Raw genomic sequence first — 14049 nt, 5'->3', positions numbered from 1 at the left:
TATCGATTCCAACGCTATATCTTGAGAAAAAGAATTTTAAACTTGTACCTCTATCGAATGTTTACATAAAAAACTGACCTCTATTCGAGATCAGTTTGTTGAGTAGCATGTTAAGAGAACTCTTTTGAACTGGACGCTCTAACCTGCCGCCTGTTCCAAAAGAATGGTCCCATATAATTCACGCAGATCCTTTTTCAGCATTTTACCAGTACCACTCAGTGGAATCGCATCAACGAACACGACTCGATCTGGAACCTGCCATTTGGCAACTTTGTCTGCATAATAATCCAGCAGATCAGTCTCAATTAGCTGGCTGCCCGGCTTTATAATGGCAATTAATACGGGACGCTCATCCCATTTAGGGTGCTGGGCAGCAATCACGGCAGCCATCGCAATTTCCGGATGTCCCATGGCAATATTTTCCAGATCTACCGATGAAATCCATTCCCCCCCAGACTTGATTAAATCCTTGGAGCGGTCGCTGAGTTTCATAAAACCATCCTGATTCAGCGTGGCAATATCGCCGGTATCGAACCAGCCATCCTCTGTCAGTGCAGATTCTTCCTTGCCAAAATAATGACTGATGACCCAATGGCCCTTAACCTGTAAGTTTCCTATGCTAAGTCCATCACGTTCAATTTCATGCGTACCTTTTTCTGCATCGATCAAACGTAAATCAATCCCGAATGGCGGACGGCCTTGAGACAGACGAATCTGCAGTTTTTCTTCATCAGACAGATGCAAATGTTTGGTCTTGAGCTGATTCGCTGTACCCAGTGGACTGATTTCTGTCATGCCCCAGGCATGGATCGTTTCACAATTAAACTGTTCTTTGAAAGCCCTTAGCATGGCCGGTGGGCATGCCGATCCGCCCACTACATTCCGTTTTAGGCTTTCCAGTTTGGAGCCTGACTGGTTTGCGGCGGCAATCAAACCTTGCCAGATGGTTGGTACACCAAGTGCTACCGAAACCTGATAAGTATTAATCAGGTTGACTAGACTGGCACCATCCAGACCCGGTCCAGGAAGAACTAATGTGCATCCCACCATCGCAGCAGCATACGGTGTGCCCCACGCATTCACATGGAACATTGGCACTACAGGCAACATAATGTCGGCAGCTGAGACATTTAAGGAGTCAGGTAAAATGATGGCATAGCTATGTAATACCGTAGAGCGATGGCTAAACAGCACACCTTTGGGATTGCCCGTGGTTCCCGAGGTATAACACAGAGAGCTTGCTGAGTTTTCATCAATTATTGGCCACTCAAAATCTGCATTTTGGCCGGCAATCAGATCATCATAAAATTGTACTTCTGGTATCGCTTCTCTAACTGCCGGATCAGCTGCATCCAGACAGATAAAATGCTCGACTGAGCTCAACAGCGCTTTCACGGCTTTAATTAAAGGGACAAATGTTTTATCGAACAGCACCACGCGATCCGCAGCATCATTCATAATAAAAATCAGCTGTTCCGGAAATAAGCGCGGGTTAATGGTATGACAGACTAAGCCGCTGCCAGAAATGGCATACCAGGACTCTAAATGGCGATGATTATTCCAGGCAATGGTCGCGACCCGATCTCCCTGCGCTAAGCCGAGTTGTTGTAATGCATTGGCAAAACGTTTCGAGTTTTGGTGAATTTCTCCCCAATTGGTCACTGTAATACTGGTATCGGTATTTTTGGAAATTACCTCGGTATCGGCATGATAGCGTCCTGCATGTTCAATCATGCTGCTGATCAGTAAAGGCTGAAACATCATATTTCCGAGCATTTTCCACTCCTTTGTGCTTGTTATTGGTCCGTATTTGCGTATCGTTTTTATAGTTGCATGATGGCTCGGTCTGAAACCGTAACTTACTTTTTATCATCATGTGGATTGAATTTAGCAAGGAAATCTAAATTTGTAAGTATCGAATTGTGACAAATTAAGCCAAGTGACTGAGGCGTATAAAAATGGGAATACAATTTAGGTATAGATAAAATTTCCCCAGAAAATCTGAGACCTGGTTTTCACTTTAATTGTCGTACATCAAGACTCAAGCTTAAAAATAGAATGACAACAATCCTACTCCTTCCTTTTGTTATATTAAGTATCTTAAAATATGCTATAAATCAAAATAATTAGAACAGTTTTAGTTCAAGAAAGTGTATGTATAAGTCTGAAAAACTGGCACAGAATATCCGTCAGATGATTGAAAATGGCGTATGGAAGGCACATGAAAAATTACCTTCACTTCGCGAACAGACCCAATTATCTGGTTATAGCCTGATGACGGTACTCAATGCTTACCAGGAACTTGAAGCACAAGGTCTGGTCTATGCCAAAGACAAATCAGGCTATTACGTTGCAGAACACACTCAAGCTCTGCTCAATAGCAAACAGTCCGCCCAGATTGGTTTAAATCCTAAAATTCAAATCAATTCGGTGGTATTTAATTATTTAAAATCGACTCAGTCAGCAGAGATTGTGCCTTTTGGTTCTGCCTTTCCCAATGCAGAGCTGTTATATAACGCCAAATTTATGCAGATTCTGGCGCAGCAGGCCAAAAGAAAAAGCAGTTATAACAACCAGAATCATATGCCGCCCGGCAATCAGAACTTGCGGCAACTGATTGCTAACCGTTATCAATTACAAGGAGTTACCTGCAATCAAGATGACATTGTCATTACATCCGGTGCACTAGAAGCATTGAATCTGTCTTTACAGGCCTTAACCCAACCCGGTGATTTTATTCTGCTACAGCAAACCATATTTTATGGTGCCTGGCAGGCAGCCGAGCGTCTGGGATTACAGGTGATTACGATTCCGGAACATCCACAGTTTGGCTTTGATCTGGAATCATTTGAACAGGCTTTAAAACAGTATCCGATCAAGGTGTGCTGGCTGATGCTGAATGCCCATAATCCAATTGGCTTTACCGTCAGTTCTGAAATCAAACAAAGAATTGCGGAACTCTTGTATGAATATCAGGTGTATTTAATCGAAGATGATGTTTATCAGGAATTAAATTATGGTTCATCCAAACCGCTACCCGTTAAATATTTTGATCGGCATCAGATGGTTTTGCACTGCGCCTCATTTTCGAAAACGCTGGGGATGGGTGCACGCGTCGGTTGGGTGTATGCCGGCCCATTTTCCGATGCCATTCAGCACTTACAGCTCATGAGCACTTTAACAGTCAGTCCCTTACTTCAAAATGCGCTGGTCGAATTTATTTCACATCATCATTATGAAAAACATTTGCGGCATTTAAGGCAGCATCTGGAAAAATATAAAAAGAAATTTTATCAGGAACTCAAAGCACGTTTGGGAAGCATCTGTGAAATTTATTATTATTCCAGTGGTTATTTTCTCTGGATTGAATTACCTAAAGAAGTTGATGCCCAGCAGCTCTATGAACAATTGCTTCAACAACATATTTCAGTTGCCCCTGCACTGCTGTTTAAGCCTGAGCCTACCAGCCAACATTATATTCGGCTGAATTGTTCGTTTGAATGGACAGCCAATATTGAAAATGCAGTCAATCTGCTGACAGAAACCATTCTTCAAAAGAGCAAAAGCGCGGATTAATTCATCCACGCTTCTGTTACAGATCAGACTCTCTCATTGAAAGAAGTCTTAGAAGTTGTAAATCGCAACCGCATTGATTCGGTTGTCTTCACCTGTACGACCACTAATTACGTCACCATCAATATTTAATGCAGGCCCATATGCTTCGCGTTCACCATAAATATATTCCAGACCGAAACTTAAAGGTTTGGTTGGGCTATAGAAAACGTTTGCCCAAGCCTGCCACAGATCTTTGTTAACTGTACTTGTATTCACGGCAGTAAGATAGCCATTATCTTGGTCAAAATTCATATAACCATAACCTAATGTACCGCGCAATTTGTCATTAAACTGCTGGGTAATACCTACTGTAATCGAGTCAAATTCACTTTGGTAAAGATTTCCACCTGCTACAACAACACCTGTATTGGCAAAAGAAACAAAGCTGCTATCGCCTTTAACATGATAATAATCCGCTTTTAAAGTGGTACCCGGTACAACTTCATATTTTGTTCCCAGACCCACACCCCACGCCATTTCTTCATCTTCATTGATACGTTTTTCCTGGCCCATGGCACGCGCACTAACGGTAAGATTATCAGCAAATTTATGATTTAACCGTGCTGTTAAAGCAGGTATACGCTGCTTAATAGAACCATCTTTTGGATCTTCTACCGCCAGTACCAGATTGGTAGCCGGGCTGAAGGTGCTGGTATGACGAACTTGTGGAGTCCGTTTAATTGAACCGCCAGCATAAACCAGTGCATCTACAGTTTCTGGAATATAATCTGGTACCGCAAAGTTTGACCAGGTTTGACCAATTAACCAGTTGGCATAGCTGATATAAGCATGACGGATACGCAAGTTATCAAAGCTTGCGCCGCCCAGAAAATCCACTTCAACTTTACCGCTTAAAGCTTTATCTCCAGCACCGACTGGTGCTTTAAAATCCATGCCTAAACGGGTTGCAGCCAGAGTAGATTTGAATTCATCACTACGCTCACCGACACCTTCTAAAGGTACCGCATTAATCTGGTTATACATACGTGCTGCTGAACCACCTTCAGCCTGATAAGAGGCATCGGCACGAATATTTCCATAAAGATTAAATTCGGCACCACTGGCAATTTTCATGACAGGTTTGCTTGCTGGAGCGGGTGTTGCTGCAACATGTGCAGTGACCACAGCCGTCTGTCTTTGCTGTTGTTCAACCAGTGCGCGTAAGGCCTGAACTTCCTGGCGCAGTTGTTCAATTTCCTGCTGATTCGACTGAGTGGAGGTTTGTGCTTGAGTCGATAAGCTGATGCCCCCTAAACTCATTGCCATCATGCTCATCAGAACTGTGCGCTTGAATGTGATTGTTGGTTGATTAAATAATTGTGTCGTGTTCATCCTAAACTCGCTTTTTATTATGCGTTTCGATTCTAGCAACAGATCACCACCCGTTACGATGGCGATCTATATCATTGGGAATATTATCTTTATTGATTGAAATCTAACTTAATGTGTCGCTTCTTTTGCCAATGGATTCGGCTTTACGCTAGACGTTGCAAGGGCTTGGCCATCTACGGAAGTTTTTAAGTTCACCAGGAAAATTGCTAGCGCAGCGATTACGCCAGGAATCGCAATTGCAAAGAAGTTCATTTGATGCGGTAAATTCATGGTTAATAAAGCACCAGTGAGTACCGGTCCAACAATCGCACCAATACGTCCAATACCAGATGCCCAGCCCATACCGGTAGAACGTACCGTCGATGGATAATACTGCGCCACAAAGGTATAGAGCAGAATTTGTGAGCCAATCGTTGCAGCGCCTGCCACAGCAATTAGTGTATACAACACAAATTGTGGACTGTTAAAGCCAAGCAGAATCAATGCAATGGCACCACATAAGAACATGATAGTCAGCACTTTTTTGATATGGAATTTATCTGCAAGATATCCACCACCAATTGCACCTACCATTCCACCAATATTTAGTGCGAACAGGAAGATCATACTTGCACCCAGCGAATATCCTGCCTGAATCATCAGTTTTGGCAACCAGCTACCCAAGGCGTAGACCATCAACAGGCACATAAAGAATGCCAGCCAGAACATAAAGGTACTGAAGCTACGGCCTTGTTGAAAGATTGCTTTTAATGGCGCCTCATCCCCTTTTTGCACTTCATTCAGTACAAACTGGGTGTCACTGGTGATGACCTGTGTCGGAGAGATCTTTTGAATAATATCGTGTGCTTGAGCCGTCTGTTGCTTGTTGGTCAGGTACATCAGGGATTCTGGTAAATATTTCCATAGAATCGGCAAGATTAGCAATGGAATGCCTGCAAGCAGGAACATGATTTTCCAGCCAAATTGCGGCACCAACCATGCACCGAGTAGCGCAGAAGTCATCCCGCCAATGGCATAACCACTAAACATCAACGCAACCAAGGTGCTGCGGATACGTTTAGGTGCATACTCGGTCATCAAAGCGACCACGTTAGGCATGACCCCGCCAATACCCAAACCAGCCAAGAAGCGCAAGATTCCAAATTCGATTGGTGATGTGGCAAAGGCACCAATGAATGTGAAGCCGCTAAAAATAGCCACACAGATCATGATGGTCTTTTTACGGCCGAGTTTATCGGACAAAGTGCCGAAACTCATGGCACCAAACATCATCCCGAATAAGGCAGTACTGGCCAGCATTCCCGCTTGCACCGCACTTAGCGACCATTCTTGCATCAGCAGCGGCAACGCCACCCCATAGATCACCAGGTCATAACCGTCAAAAATAATGATCAGCAAACACCAGATCAATACTCCCCAATGAAAGGGCGTAAACTTTGCCTCGTCAATCAGCGTATTTATATTCACTTTATTTGTAGACATCTCCACCTCCAGATTGTGAAGTTCAACTTATGCTGCTCACAATGCAGAAAATAGGAAAAAATGTCTAAAACTGAATAGGCATGGCTTTATACCTATAAGGTCTGGGTCAAATTAAAATATTCAATTAATTAATAAATATATTACTCAATCATTATGTTTTCTAAAACAGGTTGTTTTTATCACGTCCTCATCGGTTTTTGGTGCTATATCATTCACACGATTTTTAGCGATTAAAATACCGATCGATCGTATTTTAGCGCTTCAAGATCATAGACTTGATACACAGCATCAAACAGGTAACGAATGTATTCGCTTTCATCCATATTGCGCATCGCCATAAAGACAGGACTCACTGCAAAAGCATCTGCTAGAGGTACAAAGTTGAGATGGGCTAATTTAATGTTTTGTGCGCTTTCCGGTACGATGCAGACGCCTTCTCCGGCAGCGACAAAGCCCAGTGCCAGCTGTAACTCACGGACAATCCGGATATTTTTCGGTTCAAGACCATACTCAGAAAATATGCCACGAACCTGGGTAGAGAAATTTGCCTTTCCAGTATTCGGATATAAGAACAGATGCTGATCGACCAGTTCAGATAAATGTATATTTTCACGATGACCCAGTACATGACTTGAATGAGCTGCCACCACTAGGCGTTCTTCACGCAATAACACGCGTTTTATCGCAGGATCCGAAATTCTTAAACGGCCGAAACCGACATCAATTCTTCCTTCTTTCAGCGCCTGAATCTGTTCATAGGTATTCATTTCCATCATCTCGATTTTGAGATAAGGATGCTGCTGCTTAAATAGAAACACAATACGCGATAGTAAACCGAATAATAAAGATCCGACAAAACCAATGCTAATAGTGCGATCCGCGATGCCAATCCGCTTGGTCATCGATTTTATTTCTTCAGCATTAGACAAAAGTTTAACAGCATGCTGATAGAAAAATTGACCGGCTTCAGTGGTTTTTAGCGGGCGGCTACCACGCTCAAATAGCTGAATATCGAGCTCTTGCTCTAGATTTTGGATCTGTCGGCTCAAAGGTGGTTGAGCAATAAACAGTTTTTCTGCCGCTTTGGTAAAACTTTGTTCTTCGACGACGGCAACGAAGTAACGCAAATGTCTGAGTTCCATGTCTCTAAATACCTTTAAAGTATAAAAAAATGCTAAATCGATCTTAGACCAATCAACATTATTCTTTTAAGGTATATCAAGTCAAAGCATTAAAGCAAGAATGTGAACCCGTATTATGTATAAGTCAGTTGAAACCTTGCTGGTAGAAATCCCAACCATTCGCCCTCACAAGATGGCAGTGGCGACGATGCAAACCCAGACCCTGGTATTGGTCAAAATCACCAATGAAGATGGTTACATCGGTTGGGGTGAAGCAACAACTATCGGTGGCTTAGGTTATGGTGATGAAAGCCCGGAAAGCGTAAAAGTTAATATTGAAACTTATTTTGCGCCTCTTTTAAAAACATTATCCGGTTTAAATGTTGCACAGACATTACAAGCAATCAAAAAGAATATTAATGGTAACCGTTTTGCTAAATGTGCGATTCAGACTGCACTTTTAGACATTCAGGCACAACGTTTAGGTTTGCCATTAAGCGAAGTCCTCGGTGGCCGCTTACGTGACAGTATTCCAGTTCTTTGGGTATTGGCTTCTGGCAATACCGAAAAAGATATTGCAGAAGCAGAGAAAATGGTTGCGGCAAAACGTCACAACATTTTCAAACTCAAAATCGGTTCGCGTCCGGTAGAAGAAGATGTTGAACATGTGCTGGCAATTAAGAAAGCCTTAGGCAAAGACGTTTCAATCCGTGTGGATGTGAACCGTGCCTGGTCAGAACTGGAAGCGATTAAAGGCATTCAGTTATTGCAAGATGGCGGTGTTGATCTGATTGAACAGCCATGTGCAATTGATAACCTGGATGCCATGCGCCGTCTGACCCGACGTTTTGATGTTGCCATCATGGCAGACGAATCGTTAATGGGCCCGCACTCAGCGTATGAGATTGCCAAACAAAATGGTTCATCTGTTTTTGCAGTCAAAGTTGCCCAGTCGGGTGGCCTGATTGAAGGTTGTGAAGTAGGCAAGATTGCCAAACTGGCCGGCATTGACCTGTATGGAGGCACCATGCTGGAAGGTCCGGTGGGCACGATTGCTTCGGCACATGTGTTCTCTACTTTTGAAAGTCTGGCGTTCGGTACCGAGCTGTTTGGTCCTCTACTGCTGACTGAAGATATTTTGAAAACCCCACTCAACTATCAAAACTTTGAACTTGAGATTCCGAAAGGACCAGGTCTGGGGATTGAGTTGGATGAAAACAAGATTGACAACTTGCGTCGTCAGTAATTAGGAGAAACCCATGCTTTTTCACGTACGTATGGATGTAAACATTCCACGTGATCTGCCAGTTGAACAGGCAAACGAAATTAAGGCTGTTGAAAAGGCTTATTCACAGGAATTACAGCGTCAAGGCAAATGGCGTCATATCTGGCGCATCACGGGCCAGTACTCAAACATCAGTATTTTTGATGTTGAAAGCAATGAAGAGTTGCACAACCTGTTACAAGGCTTGCCTCTCTATCCTTATATGAACATTGAAGTAATGGCATTAAACCATCACCCATCTTCAGTTCGAGATGACGACAGTTGATTAAATGAGCGGATTGGGAGTCACCGGATTCCCCTTCCGAATCGAAAACAGAGGGTACCTCAACAAGGATTGTGGCCAGCCAGATTTAGCCAGCCAATGAAAGCTAAAAAAGTGCGCCACTAAAAGATGAAAGACATACTTTAGGAGCAATAGTATGAATCGCCAAGAAATTGATGCATTAGTTAAGCAAATGAACGTTGATACAGCGACAGGTCCTGTAGATGAACGTGTACAGCAAGTTGTTGTGCGTTTATTGGGTGACCTTTTCCAAGCGATCGAAGATCTTGATATTTCCCAGTCAGAACTGTGGAAAGGGCTGGAATACTTTACTGATGCCGGCCAAGCGAACGAATTAGGTTTATTGGCTGCAGGTTTGGGTCTGGAGCATTACCTAGACTTACGTGCTGATGAAGCGGATGCTAAAGCAGGCATTACTGGCGGTACGCCACGTACGATTGAAGGTCCACTTTATGTCGCTGGCGCACCTGAAACTGTAAGCTTTGCACGTATGGACGATGGTTCTGAAGAAGGCAAAATCCCGACTTTAATCATTGAAGGTACAGTGACGGATACTGACGGCAACCGTGTTGAAGGTGCCAAAGTTGAAATCTGGCATGCGAACAGCCTGGGCAACTACTCATTCTTTGACAAGTCACAGTCTGAGTTTAACTTGCGTCGCAGCATCATTACCGCTGCCGATGGTCAATATACTGCATTGACTACAATGCCAGTGGGTTATGGCTGCCCTCCAGAAGGTACAACTCAGTTTGTACTGGACAAACTAGGCCGTCACGGTAACCGTCCATCGCACGTACATTACTTCGTATCTGCACCGGGTTACCGCAAGCTGACTACTCAATTCAACATTGAAGGCGACCAATACCTGTGGGATGACTTCGCATTCGCTACTCGTGAAGGCCTGGTGGCAACTGCGGTTGACGTGACTGATGAAGCTGAAATTGCAAAACGTGGTCTGAAAGGTCCTTTCAAACACATTCAATTTGATATTGAACTTGTGAAAGAAAAACAAGACGCACCTTCGACCGAAGTTGATCGTCGCCGCGCTAGCGCTTAATACAATTAAAGAGGCGGGATATATTTCTAGATATATCCCGCTGACTTCCCCCAGGAAAGTCGGAGAAAGGACATGCCTCGTATTCCCGTAATTAACACCAGCCATTTAGACCGCATTGACGAACTACTGGTTGATGATTATGAATCTGGTGAATTTAAACTTCACCGTTCAGTATTCACAGACCAAGCCCTGTTTGACCTGGAGATGAAATACATCTTTGAAGGCAACTGGGTTTATCTGGCGCATGAAAGCCAGATTCCAAACAACAACGATTTCTATACGACCTATATTGGCCGTCAGCCAATCATCATTGCGCGTAACCGTCAAGGTGAACTGAATGCAATGATCAATGCCTGTTCGCATCGCGGTGCACAATTATGCCGTAACAAGAAAGGCAATAAAGCAACTTATACTTGCCCATTCCATGGCTGGACGTTCAATAATTCAGGTAAGTTATTAAAAGTCAAAGATCCGGCTGAAGCGGGTTATTCAGACTGCTTTAACAAAGACGGTTCACATGACCTGAAAAAGGTTGCCCGTTTTGAAAACTATAAAGGTTTCCTGTTCGGCAGCTTGAATCCGGATGTTCCTTCTCTGGAAGAATACCTGGGCGAAGCGACCAAAATCATTGACATGATCGTGGATCAGTCTGAGCAAGGTCTGGAAGTTTTACGTGGTGCTTCGACTTATACCTATGAAGGTAACTGGAAGTTGACTGCTGAAAACGGTGCTGATGGTTATCACGTGTCTGCTGTACACTGGAACTATGCTGCAACGACTCAGCAACGTAAAGAAAAAGAAGCTGGCGATAACATCCGTGCCATGAGCGCAGGTTCATGGGGCAAACAAGGCGGTGGTTCTTACGGCTTTGAACACGGTCATATGCTGCTTTGGACGCAATGGGCTAACCCGGAAGACCGTCCTAACTTTGCCAAGAAAGATGAATACACTGCGCAATATGGCGAAGCTATGGCGAAGTGGATGATCGAACGTTCACGTAACCTGTGTATCTATCCAAACGTTTACTTCATGGATCAGTTCGGTTCACAAATCCGTGTCCTGCGCCCGATTTCTGTCGATAAGACTGAAGTGACGATTTACTGTATCGCGCCTGTAGGCGAAGAGCCTGAAGCGCGTACCCGTCGTATCCGTCAGTATGAAGATTTCTTTAACGCTTCAGGTATGGCGACACCAGACGATCTTGAAGAATTCCGTGCTTGTCAGGCAGGTTATGCCGGTATCGCGCTGGAATGGAACGACATGTGCCGTGGTTCTAAACACTGGATTCAAGGTCCGGATGATGCTGCCAATGAAATCGGTTTAAAACCAAAACTGTCTGGTATTAAAACTGAAGATGAAGGTCTATACCTGTCTCAGCACCAGTACTGGTTAGAATTGATCAAAAAAGGTATTGCGACTGAGAAAGAAATTGCAGCATCAACTGAAGGAGAAAGCGCATGAGCGACATCACTTTAGAAAATATTGCTCAGTTCCTGTATCAAGAAGCCCGCTTTTTAGATGATGAACAATGGGATGACTGGTTAACTTGTTATGCCCCTACTGCGTCTTTCTGGATGCCAGCCTGGGATGATGATGACAAACTGACCACAGATCCACAGTCTGAAATCTCGTTGATTTACTATCCAGACCGTCAAGGTTTAGAAGACCGCGTGTTCCGGATCAAGACTGAACGTTCATCTGCAACTATGCCGGACACACGTACCTGCCATAACATCAGCAATATTGAAATTGTTGAACGTGATGGCGACAAAGTGACTGTACGTTTTAACTGGAATACTTTGAGCTTCCGTTACAAAACAAGTTACAGCTACTTCGGTATGTCTCGTTATGAAATTGATTTCTCAGGCGATAAACCACAAATTTTAAGCAAATACGTGGTACTGAAAAACGATTACATCAACCAGGTTATCGACATTTATCACCTCTAAGACTGTTTATACAGCCAGGTTATGCCTTTCGGTCAGATGGAAAATTGGCTGAAAGGCTCAGTTACAAAGATTTATATAGGATATTCAGCCATGTCAAACCACAATGTTGCACTTCAATTTGAAGATGGCGTTACACGTTTTATTTCTGTTTCAGATGGTGAAACACTGTCAGATGCAGCCTACCGTCAAAAGATCAATATTCCTTTGGACTGCCGTGATGGTGCTTGTGGAACGTGTCGTGCGTTTTGTGAATCAGGTTCTTATGACATGCCTGAAGAAACTTATATTGAAGATGCTTTAACACCTGAAGAAGCCGCTGAAGGCTTTATTCTGGCTTGTCAGTGTAAACCAACTTCAGATGCAGTGTTCCAGATTCAGGCATCTTCAGAAGTCTGCAAAACTGAAATTCATGAATTCCAGGGTACTTTGGCACGTGTAGAAAACCTGTCTGACTCGACCATTACTTTTGACATCCAGTTAGATGAAGGTCAACCGGACATTCACTTCCTTGCTGGTCAATATGTCAATGTAGGAATTCCGGGCACGACCGAAACCCGTTCATATTCATTCAGCTCAAAACCGAGTGACCGTTTGACCGGTTTCGTAGTACGTAATGTACCGAACGGCAAAATGAGTGAATTCTTAAGTAAAAATGCCAAAGCTGGCGACAAGATGACTTTTACCGGTCCATTTGGTAGCTTCTACCTGCGCCCTGTGACCCGTCCTGTCTTGATGCTGGCTGGTGGTACAGGTATTGCACCATTCATGTCAATGCTGCAAGTGCTGGAAGAAAAAGGTTCAGAACATCCAGTGCGTTTAGTATTTGGTGTGACCAATGATTTCGACTTGGTTGCCATTGAAAAACTGAACGAACTGCAAGACAAATTCCCGTGGTTCGAATACCGCACTGTAGTAGCAAATCCAGAATCTGCACATGAGCGTAAAGGCTATGTGACCGGTCATATTGAGAACGAATGGCTAAATGGCGGTGATGTAGATGTTTACCTGTGTGGCCCTGTACCAATGGTTGAAGCAGTTCGCGGCTGGCTGGATGCTGAAGGTGTGAAACCTGCAAGCTTCCTGTTTGAAAAATTCTCTGCCAATTAATAGAGGGAATTTGTTCAATGTCTAATCGTCAAAGATTTGAAAATAAAGTCGTAATCGTGACCGGTGCCGCGCAAGGCATCGGTCGTGGTGTCGCGCTGCAAGTGGCGAGCGAAGGTGCTCAAGTCGTCATGGCTGACCTTTCCCCTTATGTGGAAGAAGTTCTGGCTGAAATTGAAGCGACTGGCGGTGATGCGATTACCGTGAAAGCCAATCTGGAAACGTTTGCTGGTGCCCAGTCAGTCGTTGAAAAAGCGCTAGAAACCTATGGCCGTGTCGATGCGTTAATCAACAACGTGGGTGGCGCGATCTGGATGAAACCTTTCGAAGAATTTTCTGAAGAGGAAATTATCAAGGAAGTGAACCGTTCGTTGTTCCCGACGCTGTGGTGCTGCCGCGCAGTACTTCCGGAAATGATTAAAAATCAGAAAGGGACCATTGTAAACGTATCTTCTATTGCCACACGCGGCATTAACCGTGTTCCGTATTCGGCATCGAAAGGTGGTGTGAACGGCCTGACCGCTTCCCTTGCATTTGAACATGCCAAAGACGGCATCCGTGTCAATGCAATCGCGACGGGTGGCACTGAAGCACCGCCACGTAAAGTACCGCGCAATGCCAATCCACTGACTGAATCTGAAAAAGAATGGATGCAGCAAGTGGTTGATCAGACCATTGACCGTACGTTTATGGGACGCTACGGTACGATTCAGGAGCAAGTGAATGCGATTGTATTCCTGGCTTCCGATGAATCATCTTATATGACAGGTACCGTGGTACCCGTCGGTGGTGGTGATCAAGGCTAGTCCTGATCATCACGA

Annotated in this window: 12 protein-coding genes; 8 read left to right on the top strand and 4 right to left on the bottom strand. The window is 44.1% G+C overall.

Going from position 1 to position 14049, the window contains the following annotated elements; genetic code table 11:
• Window positions 1–138: 138 nt before the first annotated feature.
• Complete coding sequence (locus ACO1B7_RS14310; RefSeq protein ID WP_423090280.1) at window positions 139–1776, bottom strand: long-chain-fatty-acid--CoA ligase; 1638 nt, start codon at window positions 1774–1776, stop codon at window positions 139–141.
• A gap of 378 nt (window positions 1777–2154) precedes the next feature.
• On the opposite strand from ACO1B7_RS14310, the gene ACO1B7_RS14305 reads away from it, so the two are divergent.
• A complete protein-coding gene (locus ACO1B7_RS14305) occupies window positions 2155–3576 on the top strand; it encodes an aminotransferase-like domain-containing protein (protein ID WP_423090279.1) in 1422 nt (473 codons plus the stop codon).
• Between the two features lie 48 nt (window positions 3577–3624).
• Here the strand turns inward: ACO1B7_RS14305 and ACO1B7_RS14300 are convergent, their stop codons facing one another.
• The 3 genes from ACO1B7_RS14300 to ACO1B7_RS14290 form a co-directional block, all read right to left on the bottom strand.
• Window positions 3625–4947 carry a DcaP family trimeric outer membrane transporter gene (locus ACO1B7_RS14300; RefSeq protein WP_423090278.1) on the bottom strand — a complete coding sequence of 441 codons (1323 nt, stop codon included), beginning with the start codon at window positions 4945–4947 and terminating at the stop codon, window positions 3625–3627.
• Window positions 4948–5055: 108 nt separating this feature from the next.
• On the bottom strand, window positions 5056–6429 hold the full coding sequence (locus ACO1B7_RS14295; RefSeq protein WP_423090277.1) for an MFS transporter: 1374 nt from the start codon (window positions 6427–6429) through the stop codon (window positions 5056–5058).
• 230 nt (window positions 6430–6659) lie between these two features.
• On the bottom strand, window positions 6660–7571 hold the full coding sequence (locus tag ACO1B7_RS14290; protein ID WP_168386886.1) for a LysR family transcriptional regulator: 912 nt from the start codon (window positions 7569–7571) through the stop codon (window positions 6660–6662).
• A gap of 115 nt (window positions 7572–7686) precedes the next feature.
• On the opposite strand from ACO1B7_RS14290, the gene ACO1B7_RS14285 reads away from it, so the two are divergent.
• From ACO1B7_RS14285 to benD, 7 genes are all read left to right on the top strand, one after another.
• Window positions 7687–8796, top strand: a complete 1110-nt coding sequence (locus ACO1B7_RS14285; protein WP_005246249.1) for a muconate/chloromuconate family cycloisomerase — start codon at window positions 7687–7689, stop codon at window positions 8794–8796.
• A gap of 13 nt (window positions 8797–8809) precedes the next feature.
• Entirely contained in the window at window positions 8810–9100 is a 291-nt protein-coding gene (gene catC, locus ACO1B7_RS14280) for a muconolactone Delta-isomerase (protein WP_423090276.1), read from the top strand.
• A 154-nt stretch (window positions 9101–9254) separates the two neighbouring features.
• Window positions 9255–10175 (top strand): catechol 1,2-dioxygenase, encoded by a 921-nt coding sequence (catA, locus tag ACO1B7_RS14275; protein WP_253173422.1) that lies wholly within the window; start codon window positions 9255–9257, stop codon window positions 10173–10175.
• 72 nt (window positions 10176–10247) lie between these two features.
• Entirely contained in the window at window positions 10248–11636 is a 1389-nt protein-coding gene (gene benA, locus ACO1B7_RS14270; RefSeq protein WP_253173423.1) for a benzoate 1,2-dioxygenase large subunit, read from the top strand.
• Entirely contained in the window at window positions 11633–12124 is a 492-nt protein-coding gene (gene benB, locus ACO1B7_RS14265; RefSeq protein ID WP_004647040.1) for a benzoate 1,2-dioxygenase small subunit, read from the top strand. Before benA ends, benB begins: the two co-directional genes overlap by 4 nt.
• Window positions 12125–12214: 90 nt before the next feature.
• Window positions 12215–13231, top strand: coding sequence for a benzoate 1,2-dioxygenase electron transfer component BenC (gene benC / locus ACO1B7_RS14260; protein WP_086044945.1), 1017 nt, complete (start codon window positions 12215–12217; stop codon window positions 13229–13231).
• Window positions 13232–13248: 17 nt separating this feature from the next.
• A complete protein-coding gene (gene benD, locus ACO1B7_RS14255) occupies window positions 13249–14034 on the top strand; it encodes a benzoate diol dehydrogenase BenD (protein ID WP_005106868.1) in 786 nt (261 codons plus the stop codon).
• Window positions 14035–14049: the final 15 nt, after the last annotated feature.

The sequence above is a fragment of the Acinetobacter lwoffii genome, assembly GCF_049367455.1.
Lineage (GTDB): Bacteria > Pseudomonadota > Gammaproteobacteria > Pseudomonadales > Moraxellaceae > Acinetobacter > Acinetobacter lwoffii_W.
The sequence above is the reverse complement of the archived record's forward strand: the minus strand, read 5'-3'. Positions and strand labels throughout refer to the sequence as shown.

Bases quoted from the DNA above. Each gene is read 5' to 3' on its own strand.
- catA (WP_253173422.1), top strand. From the start codon at position 9,255: ATGAATCGCCAAGAAATTGATGCATTAGTTAAGCAAATGAACGTTGAT.
- ACO1B7_RS14285 (WP_005246249.1), top strand. From the start codon at position 7,687: ATGTATAAGTCAGTTGAAACCTTGCTGGTAGAAATCCCAACCATTCGC.
- benB (WP_004647040.1), top strand. From the start codon at position 11,633: ATGAGCGACATCACTTTAGAAAATATTGCTCAGTTCCTGTATCAAGAA.
- ACO1B7_RS14310 (WP_423090280.1), bottom strand. From the start codon at position 1,776: ATGCTCGGAAATATGATGTTTCAGCCTTTACTGATCAGCAGCATGATT.
- catC (WP_423090276.1), top strand. From the start codon at position 8,810: ATGCTTTTTCACGTACGTATGGATGTAAACATTCCACGTGATCTGCCA.
- ACO1B7_RS14305 (WP_423090279.1), top strand. From the start codon at position 2,155: ATGTATAAGTCTGAAAAACTGGCACAGAATATCCGTCAGATGATTGAA.
- ACO1B7_RS14295 (WP_423090277.1), bottom strand. From the start codon at position 6,429: ATGTCTACAAATAAAGTGAATATAAATACGCTGATTGACGAGGCAAAG.
- benD (WP_005106868.1), top strand. From the start codon at position 13,249: ATGTCTAATCGTCAAAGATTTGAAAATAAAGTCGTAATCGTGACCGGT.
- ACO1B7_RS14300 (WP_423090278.1), bottom strand. From the start codon at position 4,947: ATGAACACGACACAATTATTTAATCAACCAACAATCACATTCAAGCGC.
- ACO1B7_RS14290 (WP_168386886.1), bottom strand. From the start codon at position 7,571: ATGGAACTCAGACATTTGCGTTACTTCGTTGCCGTCGTCGAAGAACAA.
- benC (WP_086044945.1), top strand. From the start codon at position 12,215: ATGTCAAACCACAATGTTGCACTTCAATTTGAAGATGGCGTTACACGT.
- benA (WP_253173423.1), top strand. From the start codon at position 10,248: ATGCCTCGTATTCCCGTAATTAACACCAGCCATTTAGACCGCATTGAC.